Origin of the sequence: Streptomyces sp. NPDC056628 (assembly GCF_042792555.1) — a bacterium.
In the GTDB taxonomy this organism is placed as follows: domain Bacteria; phylum Actinomycetota; class Actinomycetes; order Streptomycetales; family Streptomycetaceae; genus Streptomyces.
In genome coordinates this window covers 152,920-175,323 of sequence record NZ_JBHTWG010000003.1, presented here as the reverse complement: position 1 = coordinate 175,323, position 22,404 = coordinate 152,920, and the positions used below count along the sequence as shown (strand labels likewise).

Sequence of the window (22,404 nt, the reverse complement as noted above, 5' to 3'; positions counted from 1 at the left end):
CGGCGGTATGTTCGGGCGGAGTTCACCCCATTGCGTCGGCGCGCCCTGGTTTACCGGGCACGACCGAGGGTTTTCCCTGCCCAACTCCCTTAGGGGGTTCCCTCATTGGGCAGGGGATCAGCCAGGACCTACCTTGTGGGTGTGCCGATCGCCGGGCACGCGGGGTCGGTCCCTCGGCCCCACCGAGACCTACCGCCCGCGCGACCCCCCACCGGCCATCCCCCCACCGAGGAGTCTCCTTGTCCGGGCTCACCCGTGCCAGAAGGACCGCCGTCGTCACGGCGGCGGCCGCCGCCGCGGCCGCGCTCCTCAGCGCCCCCACCGCTGAGGCCGCGTCGTCCCGCATCGTCGGCGGCACCACGACCACGACGTCCGCGTACCCGTTCATGATGCAGATCACGGACGCCTCGCAGAACCAGTTCTGCGGCGGGACGCTGGTCTCCCCCACCAAGGTCGTCACGGCCGCCCACTGCATGGCCGGCGAGCGCCCCGGTGACGTCCGGGTCGTCGGCGGCCGCACCTACCTCGACGGCGGCGACGGCACCGTCGCCAAGGTCGGCGACATCTGGGTCCACCCCGGCTACACCACGGCCACCAAGGGGGACGACGTGGCCGTACTGACCCTGTCGACGTCGATGCCCTACGCCACCGCCGGCTACGTCGGTTCCTCGGACACGGGGGTGTACGCGGCCGGCACCAGCGCCCGCATCCTCGGCTGGGGCACCACGTCGTCGGGAGGCAGTTCCTCCAACCAGCTGCGTACGGCCACCGTGCCCACGGTGTCCGACTCGAGTTGCGCCGGTTCCTACGGCTCGGACTACGTCGCCTCCGACATGGTCTGCGCCGGGAAGACGTCCGGCGGCGTCGACTCCTGCCAGGGCGACAGCGGCGGTCCCCTGCTCATCGGGGGCGTCCTGGCAGGGATAACGTCCTGGGGCGAGGGCTGCGCCCAGGCCGGGTACCCGGGTGTGTACACCCGGCTGACCACGTTCTCGGCCGAGGTGACCGACCAGGTCCGGTCCTAGCCGGGAACCACAGACCAGGGGGCGTTGCGGGCCTCCACGAGCGGCCCGCAACGCCCCCTGTCCAAGCCCGACTCCTGCCCTCGCCCACCCCGGATCGGGCCCGTCACGGGCCTGGCACGCCGTCGGCGGCCCCTGTTTGAATGAGCCGCGGGCGAGATGCACGGGACAGGGGTGAGGGCATGGTGCCCATCGACCGGATGCCGGCGTTCGCGGCGATGTCGCTGCTGGTGATCGCGATTCCGGGACCCAGCGTCCTGTTCGTCGTCGGCCGCGCCCTGGCGCACGGGCGCCGCTCCGCCGTGGCGACCGCGCTCGGCAATGTCGTCGGCTCGTACCTGCTGGTGATCGCCGTCGCGGTCGGGATCGGCTCCCTCGTGGAGCGGTCCGTGACCGTCTACCTCACGGTGAAGCTGGCCGGCGCCGCCTATCTGGTCTGGCTCGGGGTGCAGGCGTTCCGGCACCGCAAGGAGCTGAAGGCCTCGGCGCTGCACACCGGCACGCGGGAGCCGGCGCTCGGCGATCTGCGCACCCTGCTCGACGGTGTACTCGTCGGCGTCACCAACCCCAAAGGGGTGGTGTTCTTCGCCGCGGTGCTCCCCCAGTTCGTGGACCACTCGGCACGTCATGTGCCGTTGCAGATGCTGGTGCTCGGTCTCGTCCCCATCACCATCGGCCTGGTCACGGACACCCTGTGGGGCCTGACCGCCTCCGCCGCCCGCACCTGGTTCGCCCGCTCCGACCGCCGGCTGTCCCTGATAGGCGGCGCGGGCGGCTGCACGATGATCGGCCTCGGCGTGACGGTCGCGGTGACGGGCCGGGCGGACTGAGCCCGGGCGGCCCGGTTTCCCCGCTCAACCGTCGGAGGCGTCCACTGCCCCGTGGATGACCGACTGGTCGCCGTTGACCACCGCGTTCACCGTGCGGTGACCGGAGGCGTGGTTCTTCCGCACGACCGACGGCGCACGGGCCCCTGGCGGGAGCGCGTCGAGGCCGTCCTGACCCGCGATCCCGAACGGACGGCGGAGGCACGCCGGTTCGCGGACTCCGTACGGTCGCTGCCGCCGCCGGACGGCACCACCGCGCCCGAACTCCTCGTCGTCGCACATGATTTCGGCCATGACGGGCCCCTTCGTTCGCGCCACCGGCGGGCGTTCGCACGGACCCGGCGACACGGGGTGCGCAGGTGGTCGTCCCGGCTCCTGTGCCCGGGCACGCACACAGCGTGAAAGCTGTTACGATCATCCTACTTTCGGCAGACTGACGCGGCGTCATGCCGCGCGCGGGGGGACAGTCGCCTCCAGGACCCCATCGCGAAGGAGTCGCTGTGGACCCGTGCACCCGGCCCGACGGGCTGGCGAGCCGACGGCCCCGGAAGGAACCAGGCTGTCCGGCCGTCACCACCCCGCAGGCCGGCGTAGTCCACCACCGATGAACCCACCTCGCTGAACAGCAGGCAACATCCGTCCACAGAAGGCGTGTTGGCCTTGCGGAGGAACGGTGGCGCGCTCTCGGGCGCCGTTACGCCGGTGATAGCATCCCCGCATCTGCGACCTTGATCCACTTACTTCAAGCGTTGACTTGAAGTCCGCACGCTCAGCAGCCACAGAGCTCGGGCGGGCGGCATGGTCTGTCGTGGGTGCGTACTCGCGGGGGAGTTATCCGTCTACGTCCGCATTTCATGCGCCGGGAAAGGTTTCCATGTCTCGAGACGCGCTTGCGTGGTGCCTGGTTGCGATGACGGCGATAGCCGTCGCAGCGATCGTGGCACTCGTCGTCCGCAACAGAGCCCTGGGGAGGAGAAAGCAGCAGGCCGAGGACGCGCTGAAGGGCGAGCTCGCGTCCGCACAGGGCCACCTCACCTCGGTGCAGGCCGAGTTGGCCCGGTACAAGCACCAGTTCGACACCACCATCCGGCAGGCGGAGGAGGCGGCCGAGGACAGCACCAAGGCGGTCCTCAAGGGTTCCGCCCGCTTCCTGCAGAGCCTGGCCGCCGAGCAGATGACCGTCCTGGAGGGCATCCAGGGCAAGTACGGCAACCACCCGGTCCTCGCCGAACTCCTGGAAGTGACGCACGCGAACGCGCAGATGCAGCGCAAGGCGCAGGGCATCGCCGTGCTGTGCGGCGCGCCGGCCGGCCGCCGCAACCGGCCGGGCAACGTGTACGACGTGGTGCGCAACGCCCAGTCGCAGATCCGCAACTTCCGCCGCGTCGAGATCATGCAGCAGACCGGTTTCGCGCTGAAGGCGTCGGCCGTCTCGCCCGTCGCGCTCGCCGTGGCGGAGCTGCTCGACAACGCTGCCAGCTTCTCCCAGCAGGACGCACCGATCGAAGTGACGTTCCAGCGGATCCAGAAGAACCTGTGCATCGTCATCGACGACGCCGGTGTCGGCATGAACGACGAGGAGCGGCAGCGGGCCACCGCCCTGCTGTCCGGCGACTTCGTCCCCCGGCTCTCCCAGCTCGGCAACCAGCCGAAGTTCGGCTTCCCGCTGATCGGGCTGCTCGCCCGCCAGTACGGCTTCCGGGTCGACGTCACGGGCATCTCCCGGTACGGCGGCGTCCGCGCCGTGGTGCTGCTGCCCGAGGAGCTGTGGACGGAGCAGCAGCCGGCTCCCGTGGAGGAGGCTCCGGCCCCGGTGAGCATCGTGCGCGACGAGCAGTCCGCGCCGAGCCGGCCGCGCACCGTGCACGGCCTGCCCAAGCGCGTGTCCCGGGCGACCGCCCCGGACGACCAGCGGCAGCCGTCCCGGACGGCCCAGGACACCGGCCGCGTCTCCGGACGCAGCTGGGGCGCCCTGGGCGCCCTGCAACGAGGCACCATCTCGGGCCGCACGTTCGATTCCGCAGCCACTGAAGGGCCCGAAGAAGCATGACCACCGACCTGTCGTGGATGCTCGAAGACATCGTGACCAATGTGCCCAAGGCACGGCACGCCGTCTTGCTCTCCGCTGACGGCATCTCGCGGGGGGCCACCCAGGGTCTCGTCGACGACGACCTGAGGACCATCTCGGCCGCCATGGCCGGTATGCAGGCACTGAGCCGTGCCGCGGCCCGTTTCATCGAACCGGTGCAGGACCCGCGGTGGCACCAGACGATCATCGAGTTCTCGCACGGGTGGATCTTCCTCATCGGGGCCGGTCAGGGGGCCTATCTGGCCGCCGCAGCGGAACTCGACGTCGACATCCAGCAGATCTCCTTCCGGATGCACCGGCTCGTGGCGCGTCTGGGCACCAACCTGACGACGCCGCCGCGGGTCGACGCCGAGGAACCGTCCCTGCACGGGGCGGGCGCCTCCGGCGGGACGAAGGCGGGCGGCCGTAGCGGCACGGTGCTGGCCGACCTCGACGAGGTGATCTCCGGAGTGCACGGGGCGCGGCACGCCGTGCTGCTGGGCGCGGAGGGCCTGCCCCTGGGGGCGACCAGTGGCATCGACCGGGACCTGGTCGACACCATCTCCGCCGCCATGATGGGCATCCACGCCTACAGCCGGGTCACGTCCCAGTTCGCCGGGGTCCAGGCGGGCGCGGAGTGGCGGCAGACCGTCATCGAGTTCGGGCACGGCTGGATCTTCCTGATCGCCGGTGACCACGGCCGTCTGCTGGCCGCGGCGGCCGAACACGACACCGACATCGAGGAGTTCACCACGCGTCTGGGCGAGGTGGTGCCCCGGCTGAGCGAGGAGCGCGCACCGGGACAGGAGGCGCCGAGCGATGTCTGACGCACACGACTCCGACCCGGAAGTGGAACTGACGTCCGCGTTAGTCCCGTTCTTCGTGATCACCAACGGCCGCGCTCTGCCGCCGGACCAGCAGTACGAACGCACCGCCCTGGTGACCGCCCACAAGGACACCGCCGCCACGAGCCTCACCCTCGCCCCGGAGGAGCAGGCGATCATGGATCTGGTCGCCAACCGCATGCTGGCCGTCGCCGAGATCGCCGGCCGCACGCACCTGCCGCTCGGCATCGTGCGCATCCTCCTGGCACAGCTGGAGGAGAGCGGTCTCGTCCTCGTCCGCAAGCCCGCCCCCCGGGCCGACAGCAAAGACCGAGAACTGCTCAGTGCCGTCCTCGAAGGCCTGAAGAACATCGGAGCGTAACCCGTGTACCTGGACGCAGACGACGTGCGCTCGGTGAAAGTCCTCGTCGTAGGGCCCTTCGGAGTCGGGAAGACCACCTACATCGGCAACATCTCCGAGATCGAGCCCCTGCAGACCGAGGAGGAGATCACCGAGGCGAGTGTGGGCTACGACGACCTGTCGCGCACACCCGACAAGACGACCACCACGGTCGCCATGGACTTCGGCCGGCTCACGCTCAGCGACGAGTTGGTCCTCTACGTCTTCGGAACGCCCGGTCAGGAGCGTTTCAAGGAGATGTGGGAGGAGCTGTCCCGCGGAGCGCTCGGCGCGCTCCTCATCGTCGACCCGGAGCGGCTGGACGAGTCCTTCCCGGTCCTGGACCTGGTCGAACGCTTCGGCCTGACCTACGCCGTGGGCGTGAACCACTTCGAGGGGGCGACCACCTACCCCATCGACGAAGTCCGCGAGGCGCTGAACCTGCACCCGGACACCCCCGTCGTGGCCTGCGACGTACGCGACCAGAAGTCCGCACTCCAGGCCCTGATCGCCCTCGTGCAGCACCTCATGTCCCTGCTCGACTAGGAGCTCGCCATGCAAGAACCCCACACCACGCGGGGCATACCCGCCGGGTGCCCCGCGCACGGCAACGCGCAGCTGTACGGCCCCGAGTTCGCCGCCGACCCCGAGGCCACGTACGGCCATCTGCGCTCCCTCGGCCCGAGCGCGCCCGTCGACATCGCGCCGGGCGTCGAGGTCGAGCTGGTCACCAGCTACGACGCCGCGCTGTACATCCTGCAGAACCCGGCGTCGTTCGTCCGTGACTCGCGCCGCTGGAACGCCCTGAACGAGGGGCGGGTGCCCGCGGACAGCCCGGCGCTTCCCATGATGGGCTACCGGCCGAACGCCCTGTTCAGCGACGGGGCGGCGCACGCGCGGCTGCGGCAGGCGGTCGTCGACAGCCTCGCCACCGTCAACGAGCTGCATCTGCGCCGCAAGGTGCAGCAGTCGGCGGACTACCTGGTCAGCCAGTTCGGCTCGGACTCGTTCGGGCAGGCCGAGCTGATGGCCGCGTACGCCATGCCGCTGCCGCTGCTGGTCTTCAGCGAGCTGTTCGGCTGCCCGCCCGAGATCGGTGACCGGGTCATCACCGGCATCAGCGGCATCTTCCAGGGCACTCCGGGTGCCGACAAGGTGCTGGGGGCGGCGCTGGCCGAACTGATCGCCCTCAAGCACCGCCGGCCCGGCGAGGACTTGACGACGAAGCTGATGCAGCACCCGGCGCGGCTGAGCGACGAGGAGGTCCTGCACCAGCTGGTCACCCTCCTCTCCGGCGGCACCGCTCCGCTGGCCGCCGCCATCGGCACCAGCACGGCGCTGTATCTGAGCGAGGACGCGCAGGCCGCGCTGCCCGTCGAGGACGCCGTCGCGCAGACGCTGTGGAACTTCGCGCCGATCGCCAACTACGCCGGCCACTACCCCACGCACGACGTGCAGCTGGGCGGCAGGGTCCTCCGGGCGGGCGACCCCGTCCTGATCTCGTTCGCGGCGGCGAACACCGATCCGAAGCTGGCGCAGCACCGTGAACAGCTCAGCGCCAAGGCGCATCTGGCGTTCGGGGCCGGCCCGCACGCGTGCCCGGCCAAGGACCCGGCCTTCATGATCGCGGTGAGTGCCGTCGAGTGCCTGCTCAACGGGCTGCCCGACCTCGAGATGCGCGTCCCCTTCAAGGACCTCACCTGGGGAGAGGGGCCGTGGAGCCGTTCGCTGGCGTCGCTGCCCGTCCGGTTCAGCCCGCGTCCGGCCGGCCCGTCCCCGGCCGAATCCGCTCGCCCGACCGCGCCGCAGCCGACCGCGTCGGTCCCGCAGCACACGGCGACCGCACATTCCCAGCCAACCGCCCAGCCCGTCCACCCGCGAGGCCTGTTCTCTCGCTTCCGCGCCTGGCTCGGCGGCGAGTGACGAAGGTAACCCTCACCTCATCTCCATAAGTGGATGCTTCAATCACCGCATGGGTACGTATGGCGGCTGATCTCCCTGAAAGGAGCCGCCATCGTGGTGGTGCACGCTCGCCCGTCGCACGACCGTCGTTCAGCTGTCAGCCTCTTCGCCCGTCTGCGGACGGCGGAGGGGCAGGCCGACCCCTTTCCCTACTACGCCCGGCTCAGAGCCATGGGCCCCGTCACACCCGCCCCTTGGGGCAATGTGCTCGTCACCGGTTTCGACCTGTGCGACCAGATCCTGCGCTCGCGTGACTGGCTCGAACCGGACAAGCGCTGGCGCGCCCAACAGGGCGCGGGCACCCGCTGGAACGCACCCTCCTCCCAGGAGATGAGCAACACGCTGCCCGCGCTCAACCCGCCGGACCACACCCGAATACGCAGGGCAGCAGGAACGTTCGGCCGCAAGACCCTGGAGCGGATCGGACGCACGGTCGGCCGCACCACCGACCGCCTCCTGCTGTCCCTCACCGAGCAACTGCGCCACGGCACCGCCGACTTCGTCCCCCTCGTGAGCGAGGAACTGCCCGTCGCCACGATCGGCGACTGGCTCGGCCTGCCCGCGGCCGACTGGCCCCGGCTGCGCGAACTCACCCACGAGCAGGTCTTCACCCAGGAACTCCTGCCGACCGCCAGCCAGTTGGCCCGCTCGGACGCGGCGACGGCCGAACTGCGCACGTATTTCATGGACCTGGTCCGCCGCCGTCGCGCACAGCCCGGCGACGACCCGGTGTCCCTGTGGATCCACACCTTCGACACCCTGGAACCCGACCGGGACCAGGCCGACGAATCCGTGTACTTCCTCGCCCTCTTCGTCCTGCTGGCGGCGCTGGAGACCACGTCCACCCTGCTGTCCACCATGGCGCTGCGGCTGCTGGAGCAACCGCTGCGCTGGGATCTGCTCGCCGCCGACCCCACCCTGGTGCCCGCCTTCGTCGAGGAGACGCTGCGCCACGACCCGCCCACCCATGTGATCAGCCGTGTCGCGGCCGATGACACCGTTGTCGGGGGCGTCGAGGTCCCCAAGGACGCCATGGTCCACCTCATGGTGGGCGCCGCGCACCGCGATCCGGCCCGTCACCCCGACCCGGACCGCTTCGACCCCGAACGGCCCCGCTCCGACCACCTCGCCTTCAGCAACGGCATCCACTACTGCCTGGGCGCGCCCCTCGCCCGGCTGGAAGCCCAGACCCTCCTCCACCACATGATCAGCCGTCTACCCCGCCTCACGCTCGCCCAACGCCCCACATGGGCACCCCGGGTGGCCTTCAGGCGCCTGTCGAACCTGGACCTCGCCCTCGCATGACCGAGACCCCCACCCCCCTCACCCTGCGCGCGCTCAAGGCCGTGGCCGTCGACGAGGACGGCCCGGTCCTGCAGGTACGCCTCAACCCCGAGCAGGGTGCCGACACGCTCGGTGTCGCCGCCCTGGACGATCTCCAGGCCGTCCTCGACGGCCTGCACGAACGGCCCGACCTGCGCGTCCTCGTCCTGTCGTCCGACGGCGCGGACTTCTGCCTGGGCGCCGACCGCACGGAGTACCAGGAGTCCCTCGCCGCGGATCCGACCGGCGGTGAGCTGCGGCGCGTCGCGGACAAGGCGCAGCGGCTGTGCCACGCGCTGGAGACCACCCACGTCGTCACCGTCGCCCGCCTGCACGGCAAGGTCGTCGGCGCGGGCCTCGCCCTCGCCTCGTACTGCGACCTGCGCGCCGCCGCCGACACCACCCGGTTCCGTATGCCCGAGGTGGGGCTGGGCCTGCCGCCCGCCTGGGGCGGGGCCATGGGCCGTCTCGTCTCCGAGGCCGGCGCGGCCCGGATCCGTGAACTGATGCTCACGTGCGACCTGTTCGACGCGGCCACCGCACAGCGGCTCGGCCTCGTGCACCGGACCTCCCCCGCCGACACGCTCGACGAGGTCGTCCGCTCCTGGGTGAAGCCGCTCCTGCGCAGACAGCCGGAGGCGCTCGTCCTCACCAAGCGGATGCTGGCCGGCTACGCCCGCGCCGACCGCACCGCCGACCTGTCCCTGCTCGACTCGCACCTGCTCACGGCACGGCTGACCGCCCCCGCCGCGCGCCCCTAGCCGGAACGCACACACCCCGGTCCTCCGCCCCGCCCGCAGGGGGGAAGGGCCGGAAGTGCGGGCGTGCCGCTCAGAGGACGACGGTGCCGAAGCGGACGTCGTAGGACTCCCTCGGGTGCAGGACGCCGAGGACGCGCTCCGCCTCCTCCGTCACCTCCGCGCGCTGCGCCTTGCCGAGAGCGGAGAACGGTTCGATGACGAGGGCGTCGCCGATGAGACGCCAGACGCCCGCGAGGAAGCCGTCGACCAGCAGCGGGCAGGAGAGGGTGTTCGCCTGCCAGGTACGGCCGCGGTTCGCGGGCGGGATGACCCGGGCCCGGTCGGCGTGGGAGAGCACGAGGTTGTCGAACTCGGGCAGCAGGCGCGGCGGCGCCGGGGTGTCCGGGTCGGGGCGCGGGGCGTCGGGCAGGTCGAACAGCTCCACGCCGTTCTCGTCCCGGAAGGTGACCAGCTCCGGCCGCAGCCGCTCGAAGACGGCACGCATCCGGGTGAGACCGGCCCAGGTCTGCATGTCCTTCACGGACGCCGGCCCGAAGGCGGCCAGATAGCGCAGGACCGTGTCGTCGGCGGAGGCGGCCGGCTCGGCCGGGCGCCCCAGCCAGTGCTCGAGGGTCGTCAGGGACACCTGAGCGCTGCGGCCCCACTGCCCGCGCGGGGTGATCTGGACCAGCGGGAGCCGGCAGCGGGCGGCCACGGCCAGCGACTGCGGGTCCGCGTCCGGCCACTCGGCGCTCAGCGCCTCACGGAGCTGCTTCATCGTGCGGGGCGCCTCCTCGACCAGCGCGCGGGCGAGCGTGGCGAGCCGGTCGAGGTCGACGCCCACGAGGCCCTTGCGGAAGTAGGTGATCTCGCGCTCGCGGGCGGGCTGCACGAGCGGGCGCAGCGTCAGGCCGTCGTCGGCGGTGTGCAGGTGGATCGTGGAGCGCATGGTGACCATGCGGACGAGCGACCGGTCGCCGAGCGGTACGGACAGCGCCTCGGGCGTGAACCCGTCGAGACGGGCGGCGAGCGCGTAGTACGGCGGCTTCACCTCCTGCGCCTGGAGGCCGGCGAGGTGCGTGACCGCCTCCGGGACGGTCAGCGGTGAGCGACGCAGCAGCAACTGCCGTTCCAGCGTGGCGCGGTTGAGGGCGCGGGTGCTCAGGACCGGGTGCGTGCCGCTCATCGCCCTCGCCGCCTTTGTCGTGGTGGAGGTCCGCCTCGTCATGCTCCGCAGGGTAGGGAGGATCGAGGACGGGTTCTGTCCTCTTGCGTGCGCTCGGGCGGGAGGTCCGGCCCGCGTCCGCCGGGGATCGGGGGCCGGTCCGACTGGCGGTGCCGGGCTACGTCATTCGGTGGCCTTTGACCGCCTCGGCGTTATTCATATCAGCCGATTTCCTATTCATTTCACTATCCGGCTCTTGGTGCTGACCCGCCGTCACGAGGCCCTGAACTTAGTCGAGGAGAGTGGAAGATGAGGACACCGCCTAGATGGCGATCCGTCCTGGCGCCCGCCGCCATGGCAGCCGCGCTCGCCGCAGCCGCCCTGGCGAGCACGGGCTCCGCCTACGCCGATGACCACGCCACGCCGTACCCGGCCCATCCGGCCCCGGCCCACGGACCCCAGCCGGCGTACCCGGCGAAGCCGGGCCAGCCGGTGCACCCGGCCAAACCCGCGTATCCGGCGAAGCCGGAGCGGCCGGTACACCCGGAGAAGCCGGTCAAGCCCGAGTACCCGGCCCATCCGGAGAAGCCCGCGTACCCGGCCAAGCCGGTCAAGCCCGAGTACCCCGCGAAGCCCGCCAAGCCTGAGCACCCGGCGAAGCCGGAGTATCCGGCGAAGCCCGCCAAGCCCGACTACCCCGCCAAGCCCGCATACCCTGCGAAACCCGCGAAGCCTGACTACCCGGCCAAGCCCGCCTATCCCGCCAAGCCAGCGAAGCCCGAGTACCCCAGCAAGCCCGCGTACCCGGCGAAGCCCGCCAAGCCGGAGCTGCCGTCCAAGCCCGCCTACCCGAGCAAGCCGAGCAAGCCCGCGTACCCGGCCAAGCCCGCCAAGCCCGAGTACCCCAGCAAGCCCGCGTACCCGGCGAAGCCCGCCAAGCCGGAGCTGCCGTCCAAGCCCGCCTACCCCAGCAAGCCGAGCAAGCCCGCGTACCCGGCCAAGCCCGCCAAGCCTGAGCAGCCGTCCAAGCCCGCCTACCCCAGCAAGCCCGCCAAGCCCGAGCAGCCGAGCAAGCCGGCGTACCCCAGCAAGCCGAGCAAGCCGGCGTACCCGAGCAAGCCCGACCGCCCCAGCAAGCCCGCGTACCCCAGCAAGCCCGCCAAGCCCGAGCACCACGCGAAGCACGGCAAGGGTGAGCACGGGGGCAAGGGAGGGCACGAAGGGCACGACGAGTGATCTGGGGCTGACGCCCTGAGCGGTGCCCGACGAACGGCCGGACCCGGACCACCGGGGCCGGCCGTTCCGCGTCCGGGCCCCGCGCACACAGAAAGCCCCCTTTGACACGGCTCCGACCGGGGAGCTGACCTCGGCCGGGGCGCCGCGGCGGCGGCCGAGACTCCGGGCGGGGCGAAGGACGCGGTGTGGCCACGGGGGACGCCCCGGTCACCGCCGACATGCGGGCGCAGCCGCGGGCGGCCGTCGCCGAGGGGAACCGGGCGGCGTGCGTGAAAGGCGTGCACCCATCGGTGCCGGTCGCCGGGGTGTGCGGCACGCCGGTGGCCGACCGCCCCCGAGCACGACGGTCAGGGCAGTTCCTGCTCGGCCCAGATGATCTTCCCGCCGGATGTGTAGCGGGCGCCCCAGCGGTGCGCGAGCTGGGCCACCAGGAACAGGCCCCGGCCGCCCTCGTCCGTGCTGCGGGCGTGGCGCAGCCGTGGGGCGGTGCTGCTGGCGTCGGCGACCTCGCAGGTCAGCCGGGAGTCGCGCAGGAGCCGTAGCCGCACGGGGGGTTCGGCGTAGCGGATCGCGTTGGTGACCAGCTCGCTGACGATCAGTTCGGTGGTCATGGCGAGGTCGTCGAGGTGCCAGGCCGCCATCTGCCGGGTGACGCGGGTGCGTGCGTCGGCGACGGCGGCCGGGTCGACGGGCACGTCCCAGGAGAAGACGTCTCCGGAGTCCAGGGCCCGGGTGCGGGCCAGCAGCAGGGCGACGTCGTCGGGCTGCTGCTGGGGCACGAGGTCGCGCACCGCGGACGAGCACAGGGTGTCGAGGTCGAGGTCGCGCCGGGAGAGCAGGTCGGCCAGCCTGGCCATGCCGCTGTCGACGTCGGCGGTCTCGCTCTCGACGAGGCCGTTGGTGTAGAGGCCGAACAGGCTGTGCTCGGCGAGTTCGATCTCGGCCGACTCGAAGGCCAGGCCGCCCAGCCCGAGCGGCGGTCCGGCCGGCGGCTCGGGGTAGGACACCTGTCCGTCGGGCGCTACCACGATGGGCGGCGGGTGTCCGGCGCGGGCCATCGTGCAGCGCCGGGTGACGGGGTCGTAGACCGCGTACAGGCAGGTCGCGCCGAGGAAGCCGGCCCCGCCCGTGTCGGGCTGCTCCTCGCTGAGCCGCAGGACAAGGTCGTCGAGGTGGGCGAGGAGTTCGTCGGGCGGCAGCTCCATGTCGGCGAGGGTCTGCACGGCGGTACGCAGCCGGCCCATGGCGGCCGCGGCGGCGATGCCGTGCCCGACGACGTCGCCGACGACGAGCCCGACCCGGGCGCCCGACAGCGGGATGACGTCGAACCAGTCGCCGCCGACGCCGTCCGTGGGGTCGGCCGGGCGGTAGGCGGAGGCCACTTCCAGCGCCGTGCCGCCGGTCAGCGCCTGCGGCAGCAGACTGCGCTGGAGGGTGACGGCCGCGGTGTGCTCCCGGGTGTAGCGGCGGGCGTTGTCGACGCAGAGGGCCGCGCGGGCCACCAACTCCTGGGCGACGAGGGCGTCGTCGGGCCGGAAGGAGGCCGGGTTGCGCGAGCGGACGAACGTGGCGAGGCCGAGCGCGGTGTCGCGGGCCCGCATGGGCACGCAGATGAGCGAATGCAGACCGTAGGCGCGCATGTTGGCCGCCCGGCGGGGCTGTTCGGCGGCCCACCGGGAGTCGAACGGGTCGAGGACCGGGATGAGGACGGGGCCGCCCTCGCCGAGCAGGTGCTCGTCGTACGGCGGCGGGACGAAGTCGACCTTGTCGCCCACGCGCGCGACGGCCTCCGGGCAGCCGTCGCGGACCGACCGCAGACCGGCCCGGCGCATCGCCGCCCCGACGAGGGCCGGGCCCGCGTCGCTGAGCCAGGCGCCGTGCCCCTCGGTGCTGAGCACCGGCTCCAGCAGGTCCACGGCGACGAAGTCCGCGAACGCGGGCACCGCGAAGTCGGCGAGCTCCTGCGCGGTCGACAGCACGTCGAGGGTGGTGCCGATGCGGGTGCCGGCCTCGCTGACCAGGGTCAGCAGCCGGCGGGCCGTCCACCGCTCGGTGACGTCCAGGACCATGTAACAGACCCCGCTGACCGTGCCGTCGGGGTCGACGAGCGGGAAGAACGACGTCGAGTAGGCCCGCTGTCTGTGCGGGTCGGACCAGCTCCAGCCGACGTACTCGTAGTCGGTGACCGGGGCGCCGGTCTCCAGGACCTTGCTCATCAGGCCCTCGATGGTCTCCACCTCGAGACCGGGCAGCAGGTCGCCGAGGCGGCGGCCGAGCCGCTGTCCGCGCGGCACCCCGCCGAGGCTCTCCAGGGTGTCGTTCAGCCAGACGTAGCGCAGCCGTCTGTCCACGACGGCCATGCCGACCGGTGACCGGGTCAGGAAGCCGTTCAGGACCGACTCGCCGACGACCCACGGCGACGGCCGGTCCCGCGCCGAGACCAGGTAGCACTCCTCTTGGCCGACGCGGAAGCCGGGAGAGACCCGTACGTCGACGTCGACGACATGCCCGTCGTGGTGCCGGACCGGGAACCGGCCGCTCCAGCCCGAGCCGGACCGGCAGCGTTCGGCGACGGCCACCGCCCGTGCCCGGTCGCCGGGCGTCGCCAGCAGGTCCAGCCCCGAGGTCCCGACGACGTCGGCCGCCGGGAGTCCGAGGAGGTCCTCCGCGGCCCGGGTCCACGCGACCACCAGTCCGCCCGCGGAGACGACGGCGGCGGCGTCGCCGGCCGCGTCGAAGGGCTCCCGCCGGGCCTCGGCTCCGGGGGTGTCCGGGGTGTCTCGCGGCTCGTCCGTGGGTCCCGTCGTCACAGGACCCATGTTCCTGCCTGCGTCTCCGGCGCGCACTGTGCGGCCCGCCCGGTGCGCGCGGAGCGCGGTGGAGAGAGCATGGAGGTGCCGGCCCCGCCGTCGCCCTGTCCGAGGGTTTGTGCGGCCGGTGAGCCCACCCGGGGTGGAGGAGGCGCCGCGATGACAGCCGGATCCCTGGAGTCCGACGCGGGTGGCCGGAGGGCCGAGCCGCCCCAGCCGACCGGCCTGCTCGACGTGCTGAGCGTGGCCGCGGTGGTGCTGGACGCCGACGGGCGCATCGTCTTCTGGACCCCGCAGGCCGAGGAGCTGTTCGGGTACTCCGCCGAGGAGGCGCTCGGCACGCACGCGGCCCGGCTGTTCGTGCACCCCGAGCATCTGCCCTCGGTGACGAAGCTGTTCGCCGAGGTGCTGCGGACCGGCCAGAGCTGGGCCGGCACGTTCCCGGTGCGGCACAAGGACGGCAGCACCCGGATGACGGAGTTCCGCAACATGCGGCTGCTGGACGACCTCGGGGACGCGTACGCCCTCGGCATCGCGGCCGACCACTCGCTGCTCCAGCGGGTCGAGACGGATCTCGCGCTGTGCGAGCGGCTGATCAACCAGTCCCCCATCGGGATCGCCCTGGTCGGCCCGGATCTGCGGTTCCTGCTGGTCAACCCGGCGCTGGGGCGGGTCGACAGCACCCCGGCCGGCGAACATGTGGGCCGCCGCCTGCGGGAGACGCTGCCGCTGTCCGACCTCGACACCATCGAGGCGTGCGTGCGTCAGGTGATCGCCACGGGGACGCCGTTGCTCGACCAGTACCACATGGGCCGTCCGCCGGACGAGCCCGAGCAGGAGCGGGCCTGGTCGCTGTCCTTCTACCGGCTGGAGGACTCCGGCGGGCGGGTGCTGGGCGCCGCCATCTCGTTCGTCGACGTCACCGAGCGGCACCGGGCCGCCGCCGCGGCCGACCAGGCCCGGCGGCGGCTCGCGCTGATCGCGGAGGCGTCCACGCGGGTCGGCACCTCGCTGGAGGTGGAGCGGACGGCCGACGAGCTGGCGGACGTGGCCACGCCCGAGCTGGCCGACGTGGTCGCCGTGGACGTGCTGGACGCGGCGCTCGCGTGCCGGCGCACCCGCAGGCCGCAGAACGGCCCGGAGCTGTTCCGCGCCCTCGCGCTGAAGTCGGCGTACCCGAGCGCCGCGGTGCGGGCCGCCGACCCTCCCGGTGATCTCGCCGCGTACGAGGGCGACCGGCTGGTCACGCTGTGCGTGCACACGGCGCGCCCGGTTCTGGTGCGGCACGTGGGCGAGGCGGATCTGCCGCGGATCGGACGGGACGCGCAGGCCACCGAGCTGCTGGCGCGGGCGGGCGTGCACTCGTACCTGGCGGTGCCGCTGATCGCGCACGGCGAGGTGCTCGGGGTGCTCGACCTGAAGCGGACGCGCAACCCGGTGCCGTTCGACGACGACGACGTGGTGCTCGCCGGCGAGCTGGCGGGGCGGGCCGCCGTGGCCATCGACAACGCGCGCTGGTTCCAGAGCGTGCGCAACACGGCGCTGACCCTGCAGCGCAGCCTGCTGCCCGACCACGCGCCGCACCACACGGGTCTGGAGCTGGCCTCCCGCTACCAGCCGGCGCAGGCCACCAGCGAGGTCGGCGGCGACTGGTACGACGTGCTGCCGCTGGAGGACGACAAGACCGCGCTGGTCGTCGGGGACGTGATGGGCAACGGCATCGACGCGGCCGCCACGATGGGCCGGCTCCGCACGGCGACCTGCGCGTACGCGGACCTCGACCTCGATCCCGGCGCGGTGCTCCACCATCTGGACAAGATCACCTGCGATCTGGAGCACTACATCGTGACCTGCCTGTACGCGGTCTACGATCCGCGCACCCGGCGGTGCCAGGTCGCGAACGCCGGGCACATGCCGCCGGCGCTGTCGCGTCCGGGCGGGGCGCCGCGGCTGCTGCGGCTGCCGTCGGGCGCGCCGCTGGGGGTGGGGGGCGTGCCGTTCGAGACGACCACGGTCGAGCTGGTGCCGGGCGATCTGCTGGTCCTGTACACGGACGGGCTGGTGGAGACGCGCCACCATCCCATCGACGACCGGCTGGACGTGCTGCTCGGCTTCCTCGACGAGCCGCGCCGGCCTCTGGAGGAGACCTGCGACCTGCTGCTGTACGGCCTGCGCCATCCCGACGACCACGACGACGTGGCGCTGCTGATGGCGCGGATGGAATGACGGCGGCCCCGGAGCCGCCTTGCCCTGGGCTGCGACGGGGCGCACGCTGGTGGGTATGGGTACTGCTCCGATCGGTCCCACGCTCATCGGCTCCGTCCAGCGGGCCTTCCGGCTGCTGGAGGTGATGAGCGCGCACGACAACGGCGCGCCCGCCAAGCAGTTGGCGCGGGAGACGGAGCTGCCGCTGGCGACGACGTACCACCTGCTGCGGACGCTCGTGCACGAGGGCTACGCGCGCAAGCTCGACGACGGCGGGTTCGTGCTGGGTGACCGCCTGGGGACGCTGCGGGCCTCCTCGGGCCGGGCGCAGACGCTGCTCAGCAGGGTGCGTCCGGCGCTCGCCGCGCTGCGGGACGAGCTGTCGAGCGCCGCCTATCTGACGTTCTACGACGACGGGGAGATCCGGGTCGCCGAGATCGTCGACGGTCCGCGGGCCCCGCGCGTCGACCTGTGGGTGGGGTTCGAGGACGCCGGGCACGCCACGGCGCTCGGCAAGTCGGTGCTGCGGGAGCTGGACGAGGAGGCGCGCCAGGAGTACCTGTCGCGGCACGACCTGGCCGATCTGACGCCGAGGACGATCACGGACCCGCCCGAGCTGCTGCGGCGGCTGGACTCCTCGCCGCCGGCGGTCACGGACATGGAGGAGTACGCGCTCGGCACGGTCTGTGTCGCGGTGCCCGTGTACAGCGGCAGCACGCTCGGCTCGCTGGGGGTGTCGCTGCGGGCGGACCGGCGCTCGCGTCTGGAGGACGCCACCGCGTTGCTGATGCCGACTTCGGACCGCGTGACCCGGAGCCTGTCGCTCACCATCTGAAATCCCGCTGCTTGCGGAGCACACCCCGCACCGGTTTCCTCATAAGTAGGACATATCCGGTTCCCGGGGGCGAGCTTCCCCGGGCGCACAGACGAGGACTGCGGACAAGCGATGAGCCGGGCCCCCGAACACGGACCTGACCACTGGCATCGGCGAGGAGTGATCGCCGGGGCCGCACTGCTGGCGCTGATCGTGTGCGGGCTCGCGCTCGCCGACCTCTTCAGTGGTTCCAGGACGACCTGGATCCCCCTGCTCGCCACGGTGCCGGCGCTGGCCGCCACCGCGGGCGGGCCGCGCACGGTCCTGTGCGCGGGGGTCGTCGCCGGCGGCCTCGGGGTGGGCGTCTGCCTGCGCCACGACGTCCCGGACCGCACGCTGGGCATGACGCTGGCCGCCCTGGTGGTCGTCACCCTGGCGTGCGGCCTGACCAGCGCGCTGCGCCGGCGCCGTGAGCGGGTGCTGGCGGCGGTGCGCTCCGTCGCCGAGGCCGCGCAGCACGCCCTGCTGCAGCCGGTCCCGTCGACCGTCGGCCCGTTCCAGGCGGCGGTGCGCTACAGCGCCGCGGCGGCGGAGGCGCGGATCGGCGGCGACCTCTACGCCCTGGTGTCCACGCCGCACGGGGTCCGGCTGATCGTCGGCGACGTCCGCGGCAAGGGGCTGCCGGCCGTGAGCATGGCGGCCCTGGTCGTCGGGGTGTTCCAGGAGGCGGCGCACGACGAGCCCGACCTGCTCGACGTGGTCGCCCGCATCGAGCGCAGCCTGGCCAGGAATTTGGGGCCGGACGACTTCGTCACCGCCGTGGCGGCCGGGTACCCCCGGCCGGGGGAGCTGGAAGTGGTCAACTGCGGGCACGCCCCGCCCCTGCTGGTGCGGGACTCGGCCGTCCTGCCGGTCGAGCCGGAGCGGCCGGCCCCGCCGCTGGGGCTGGGGGCCCTGTCCGGCGAGACGCCCGACCTGCAGGTGCTGCCCTTCACCGACGGCGACCAGCTGCTGCTCTACACCGACGGGGTCACCGAGGCGCGCAACCACGACCGCGAGTTCTATCCGCTGACCGAGGGGCTCGCGCGGCACACCTGCGACGAGCCGGTGGAGACCGTCACCGCGCTGCACGGCGAGCTGCTGCACCACGTCGGCGGGCATCTGCACGACGACGCGGCCCTGATGCTCCTGCGCAAGCCGGTCCCCGCCGAGCAGACCCGCCCCGCGCCCGCCGCCCCGCGGGACGCCGGGCGCGTCGGCAGCCTCTCGGCCTGAGCACCACCCACCTCACCGCCGTCCAGCCCTTTCGCCGCCGTCCCGTTCCGGGGCGGCGGCGAAACGCCTCGCCTGGACACCACGTCCCCCAGCAGCGCCCGCGCCCGGAGCGCGGCCTACGCCCCCTTCGGCAGCGTCGACTGCCGCGCGGCCAAGTGCGTCGCGCTGACCTTCGACGCCGGGCCCAGCGAGCACTCCGCGCGGCTGCTGGACATCCTCGAGGACGAGAAGGTCCCGGCGACCTTCTTCCTCCTCGGCAAGCGCCACATCGGGAAGTACCCGGACCTGGTCCGGCGGATGGCGGACGAGGGCCACGAGGTGGCCAACCACACCTGGGACCACGAGCGGCTCACGGAGCTGGGAGCGGACGGGATACGCGAGGAGATAGAGCGGCCCAACAAGGAGATAGCGGCCCTCATCGGGCGGCGCCCGACCCTGATGCGCCCGCCGCAGGGGCGCACCGACGACACGGTCCACGAGATCTGCCGCGAGCTCGGGATGTCGGAGGTCCTGTGGAGCGTGACGGCCAAGGACTACTCCACCGACGACCCCGCCCTCATCCGGCAGCGCGTCCTCGCGCAGACCGGACGCGACGGGATCATCCTGCTGCACGACCTCTACGACGGCACCGTGCCGGCGGTCCCCGGGATCATCGACGGCCTGAAGAAGCGCGGGTACGTGTTCGTGACCGTTCCCCAGCTGCTCGCCCCGGGACAGGCCGAGCCCGGCAAGGTGTACCGGTGAGCCGGGCGTGACCAGCGCCGATCCGGCGAGGGCGTTCCGTAGGATCACCCTGTGGCCACCTTCCTCCTCCAGCGCACGGTCCCCCTCCCCCTCGGCGAGGCGTGGCGCCGCCTGACGGAGTGGCACCGCCACGGGGACGTCGTCCCGTTCACCCGCATCCGGATCGTCACCGCCGGGCCCACCCGGGAGGGCACGCGCTTCGTCGCCCGCACCGGGCTCGGCCCGCTCGGCTTCGACGACCCGATGGACGTCACGCGGTGGGAGCCACCCGGCGCCACGGAGCCGGGCCGGTGCCGGCTGGAGAAGCGGGGCCGCGTGATGACCGGCTGGGCGGAGATCGAGGTCCGCCCGGGACCCGGCGGCCGTACCCGGGTGGTGTGGCACGAGGAGGTGTGCGTCCGGTTCGTGCCGCGCGCCCTGGACGGTCTGGTCGGTCTGGCGGGCCGCTATCTGTTCGGCCGGGCGATGAACCGGCTGCTGCGCACCCCCTGACGGCGGTCGAACCTCCGTTCCGTTCCGTAGGGTTGGCGCGGGACCGGGACGACAGGGGGACAACGGCATGACCACAGCGGACGCGGAGCGGATGACGGCCGGCGAGGCCGAGGCGCTGGCCGTGGACGGGTTGCGCTGGCTGATCGGTGCCGGGCGGGATACGGCGGGCGGCGACGGGCTGGGCTGGCCGGTCCGGCCGTCGGACGACGCGATCGACCCGATGCTCTACAACGGCACGGCCGGGGTCGTCCCCACCCTGCTGGAGGCGTGGCGGCACTTCGGGGACGACGTCTACGCGGACACCGCCGTGCGCGCGGCCCGCGCCCTGGAGGAGTTCGCCGCATCGTGGGAGGACGACTCCCTGTACTTCGGCCGCACCGGGATCGCGCTCGCCCTGCGGGCCGTCCACCGGGAGCTGGACGACGCCCGGGCCGGGGCCGCCGCCGACCGGGCCCTGGAGCGGGTGCGGGCGGGTTTCGACGGGGAGCGCTGGGGCGAGCTGTACGAGCTCATGGGCGGCAACGCGGGTATCGGCCTCGGCGCCCTCCTCACCGGGCAGGACGACCTGGCCGTGGCGGCGGTGGAGCCGTACGCGCGCACGGCCGAGCCGACGGCGGCCGGGGTGCAGTGGCCGTTCCGTCCCGGCGTCGAGGGCCGGATGCACCACGTGTCGCACGGGACCCTGGGCGTCGTGTACGCGCTGGCCGCGGTCGGCGGGGCGACCGGACGGTCCGACCTGCTCGAACTCGCCCTCGCCGGGGCCGCCGACGTGGTCGCGCGCGACGAGGACGGGCCCGACGGCTTCCTCGTCCCGCACTCCGACCCGCCCCACCGCCCCGACGTCACCACGCGGTACAGCTACGGCTGGTGCCACGGGCCGGCCGGCGACGCACAGGTCTTCCGGCTGCTGCGGGACGTCACCGGCGACCCCGCGTGGGCGGCGCTGGCCGACCGCTGCTGGCACACCGTCACCCGCTCCGGGCTGCCACGCCGGCTGCGCCCCGGCTTCTGGGACAACGACGGGCGCTGCTGCGGCACGGCGGGCGTCCTGGCCCTCGCCGGCGACCGGATCGCCGAGCGGGGCGACTCCCCCGGCTTCGCCCGTACGCTCGTGGCCGCGCTCGGCGCCCACGCCGTGCGGGACGCCGACGGCGCCCGCTGGTCCAACGTCGACCACCGCGCCACCCCGGGCGGCCTCGAACCGGAGTGCGGCTGGGCGATGGGCAACGCGGGCATCGTGCGCGAACTCCTGCGCCACGTGAGGATCGTGCGCGGCGGCGACCCGGCGTACGCCGTCGCCTGGCCCGACCAGCCGGTGCCCCGGGCTCAGGCCACCGACCCGATCCGGCCGGCCGGTGCGGGCGCGGCGTCGTGATGGATCGGCGTGTGCGCCCCGGTCAGTGACACCCCGCTGCCGCCGCGCCGGTTCGCGACGATCTCCGCCGCGATCGACAGGGCGGTCTCCTCGGGGGTGCGCGCGCCGAGGTCCAGGCCGATCGGCGAGCGCAGCCGGGCCAGTTCCAGGTCGGTGACGCCGACCTCCCGCAGCCTTCGCTCGCGGTCCAGGTGGGTGCGGCGCGAGCCCATCGCGCCGACGTAGGCGACCGGCAGGCGCAGGGCGCGCCGCAGCAGGGGCACGTCGAACTTGGCGTCGTGGGTGAGCACGCACAGGACCGTGCGCGCGTCGACCTCCGTGCGCTCCAGGTACCGGTGCGGCCATTCCACGACGACCTCGTCGGCCTCCGGGAAGCGGGCCCTCGTGGCGAAGACCGGGCGGGCGTCGCACACCGTGACGCGGTAGCCGAGGAAGGCGCCCACCCGGACCAGCGCCGAGGCGAAGTCGATCGCGCCGAAGACGATCATCCGGGGCGGCGGCACCGAGGACTCCACCAGCACGGTCAGCGGCTCCCCGCAGCGTGAGCCCTCCTCACCCAGCTCCAGGGTGCCGGTGCGTCCGGCGTCGAGGAACGCGGCCGCCTCGGCCGCCACCGTGCGGTCCAGTTCGGGGTGGCCGCCGTAGCCGCCCTCGTGGCCGCCGTCCGGGCGGACCAGCAGCGCGCGGCCCATCAGTTCGGCGGGTCCGGACACGATCCGGGCGACCGCGGCCGTCTCGCCGGCCGCGGCGGCGGCCAGCGCCGCCGCCACGACCGGACGGACCGGGTCCTGCGTCCGGACCGGAGTGACCAGGACGTCGATGACGCCGCCGCAGGTCAGGCCGACCGCGAAGGCGTCCTCGTCGCTGTAGCCGAAGCGCTCCAGGACGGTCTCGCCGTCCCGCAGCGCCTGCTCGCACAGCTCGTACACCGCGCCCTCCACACAGCCACCGGAGACCGAGCCGATCGCCGTGCCCCCGGCGTCCACCGCGAGCGCGGCGCCGGGCTGACGGGGCGCGCTGCCGCCGACCGCCACCACGGTGGCCACGGCGAACTCGCGTCCCTGCTCGACCCACCGGTGCAGTTCCTCGGCGATGTCCAGCATCTGTCGGTCTCCTTGGATC

The 22,404-nt window shown here is 73.0% G+C and carries 20 protein-coding genes; 16 read left to right on the top strand and 4 right to left on the bottom strand.

Going from position 1 to position 22,404, the window contains the following annotated elements; genetic code table 11:
• The first annotated feature begins 239 nt into the window (after positions 1-239).
• Entirely contained in the window at positions 240-1,025 is a 786-nt protein-coding gene (locus tag ACFRAC_RS06415; RefSeq protein WP_382921605.1) for a S1 family peptidase, read from the top strand.
• A 179-nt stretch (positions 1,026-1,204) separates the two neighbouring features.
• On the top strand, positions 1,205-1,852 hold the full coding sequence (locus ACFRAC_RS06410; RefSeq protein WP_382921603.1) for a LysE family translocator: 648 nt from the start codon (positions 1,205-1,207) through the stop codon (positions 1,850-1,852).
• Positions 1,853-1,876: 24 nt separating this feature from the next.
• On the opposite strand, the gene ACFRAC_RS06405 is transcribed toward ACFRAC_RS06410, so the two are convergent.
• Complete coding sequence (locus ACFRAC_RS06405) at positions 1,877-2,143, bottom strand: hypothetical protein (protein WP_382921600.1); 267 nt, start codon at positions 2,141-2,143, stop codon at positions 1,877-1,879.
• Positions 2,144-2,759: 616 nt separating this feature from the next.
• Between ACFRAC_RS06405 and ACFRAC_RS06400 the strand changes: the two genes are divergently transcribed.
• From ACFRAC_RS06400 to ACFRAC_RS06370, 7 genes are all read left to right on the top strand, one after another.
• A complete protein-coding gene (locus ACFRAC_RS06400; RefSeq protein WP_382921597.1) occupies positions 2,760-3,899 on the top strand; it encodes an ATP-binding protein in 1,140 nt (379 codons plus the stop codon).
• Positions 3,896-4,744 carry a roadblock/LC7 domain-containing protein gene (locus tag ACFRAC_RS06395; RefSeq protein WP_382921594.1) on the top strand — a complete coding sequence of 283 codons (849 nt, stop codon included), beginning with the start codon at positions 3,896-3,898 and terminating at the stop codon, positions 4,742-4,744. The genes ACFRAC_RS06400 and ACFRAC_RS06395 overlap by 4 nt, the downstream gene beginning before the upstream one ends.
• Positions 4,737-5,123 carry a DUF742 domain-containing protein gene (locus tag ACFRAC_RS06390; RefSeq protein WP_382921591.1) on the top strand — a complete coding sequence of 129 codons (387 nt, stop codon included), beginning with the start codon at positions 4,737-4,739 and terminating at the stop codon, positions 5,121-5,123. The genes ACFRAC_RS06395 and ACFRAC_RS06390 overlap by 8 nt, the downstream gene beginning before the upstream one ends.
• A gap of 3 nt (positions 5,124-5,126) precedes the next feature.
• Positions 5,127-5,687, top strand: a complete 561-nt coding sequence (locus ACFRAC_RS06385) for an ATP/GTP-binding protein (protein WP_361352304.1) — start codon at positions 5,127-5,129, stop codon at positions 5,685-5,687.
• A 9-nt stretch (positions 5,688-5,696) separates the two neighbouring features.
• Positions 5,697-7,064 carry a cytochrome P450 gene (locus ACFRAC_RS06380; RefSeq protein WP_382921587.1) on the top strand — a complete coding sequence of 456 codons (1,368 nt, stop codon included), beginning with the start codon at positions 5,697-5,699 and terminating at the stop codon, positions 7,062-7,064.
• Positions 7,065-7,157: 93 nt separating this feature from the next.
• The gene (locus ACFRAC_RS06375; RefSeq protein WP_382921585.1) at positions 7,158-8,408 is read left to right on the top strand and encodes a cytochrome P450; all 1,251 of its coding nucleotides are present in this window, start codon (positions 7,158-7,160) and stop codon (positions 8,406-8,408) included.
• Entirely contained in the window at positions 8,405-9,187 is a 783-nt protein-coding gene (locus ACFRAC_RS06370) for an enoyl-CoA hydratase/isomerase family protein (RefSeq protein WP_382921583.1), read from the top strand. Before ACFRAC_RS06375 ends, ACFRAC_RS06370 begins: the two co-directional genes overlap by 4 nt.
• A gap of 70 nt (positions 9,188-9,257) precedes the next feature.
• On the opposite strand, the gene ACFRAC_RS06365 is transcribed toward ACFRAC_RS06370, so the two are convergent.
• Positions 9,258-10,394: a winged helix DNA-binding domain-containing protein gene (locus ACFRAC_RS06365; RefSeq protein ID WP_382921581.1), complete on the bottom strand. Its 1,137-nt coding sequence runs from the start codon at positions 10,392-10,394 to the stop codon at positions 9,258-9,260.
• A gap of 246 nt (positions 10,395-10,640) precedes the next feature.
• Between ACFRAC_RS06365 and ACFRAC_RS06360 the strand changes: the two genes are divergently transcribed.
• Complete coding sequence (locus ACFRAC_RS06360; protein ID WP_382921578.1) at positions 10,641-11,567, top strand: hypothetical protein; 927 nt, start codon at positions 10,641-10,643, stop codon at positions 11,565-11,567.
• Positions 11,568-11,914: 347 nt separating this feature from the next.
• On the opposite strand, the gene ACFRAC_RS06355 is transcribed toward ACFRAC_RS06360, so the two are convergent.
• A complete protein-coding gene (locus ACFRAC_RS06355; protein ID WP_382921575.1) occupies positions 11,915-14,386 on the bottom strand; it encodes a SpoIIE family protein phosphatase in 2,472 nt (823 codons plus the stop codon).
• A 150-nt stretch (positions 14,387-14,536) separates the two neighbouring features.
• On the opposite strand from ACFRAC_RS06355, the gene ACFRAC_RS06350 reads away from it, so the two are divergent.
• The 6 genes from ACFRAC_RS06350 (at position 14,537) to ACFRAC_RS06325 (ending at position 21,282) form a co-directional block, all read left to right on the top strand.
• Positions 14,537-16,603: a SpoIIE family protein phosphatase gene (locus ACFRAC_RS06350; protein WP_382921572.1), complete on the top strand. Its 2,067-nt coding sequence runs from the start codon at positions 14,537-14,539 to the stop codon at positions 16,601-16,603.
• Between the two features lie 55 nt (positions 16,604-16,658).
• Positions 16,659-17,417, top strand: a complete 759-nt coding sequence (locus ACFRAC_RS06345; protein ID WP_382921569.1) for an IclR family transcriptional regulator — start codon at positions 16,659-16,661, stop codon at positions 17,415-17,417.
• 111 nt (positions 17,418-17,528) lie between these two features.
• On the top strand, positions 17,529-18,671 hold the full coding sequence (locus ACFRAC_RS06340; protein WP_382921566.1) for a PP2C family protein-serine/threonine phosphatase: 1,143 nt from the start codon (positions 17,529-17,531) through the stop codon (positions 18,669-18,671).
• Between the two features lie 72 nt (positions 18,672-18,743).
• Entirely contained in the window at positions 18,744-19,415 is a 672-nt protein-coding gene (locus ACFRAC_RS06335; RefSeq protein WP_382922112.1) for a polysaccharide deacetylase family protein, read from the top strand.
• 51 nt (positions 19,416-19,466) lie between these two features.
• Complete coding sequence (locus ACFRAC_RS06330; protein ID WP_382921563.1) at positions 19,467-19,907, top strand: SRPBCC family protein; 441 nt, start codon at positions 19,467-19,469, stop codon at positions 19,905-19,907.
• A gap of 67 nt (positions 19,908-19,974) precedes the next feature.
• Positions 19,975-21,282: a lanthionine synthetase LanC family protein gene (locus tag ACFRAC_RS06325; protein ID WP_382921560.1), complete on the top strand. Its 1,308-nt coding sequence runs from the start codon at positions 19,975-19,977 to the stop codon at positions 21,280-21,282.
• On the opposite strand, the gene ACFRAC_RS06320 is transcribed toward ACFRAC_RS06325, so the two are convergent.
• Complete coding sequence (locus ACFRAC_RS06320) at positions 21,234-22,385, bottom strand: XdhC family protein (RefSeq protein WP_382921557.1); 1,152 nt, start codon at positions 22,383-22,385, stop codon at positions 21,234-21,236. The two genes, ACFRAC_RS06325 and ACFRAC_RS06320, sit on opposite strands and share 49 nt — an antisense overlap.
• Positions 22,386-22,404: the final 19 nt, after the last annotated feature.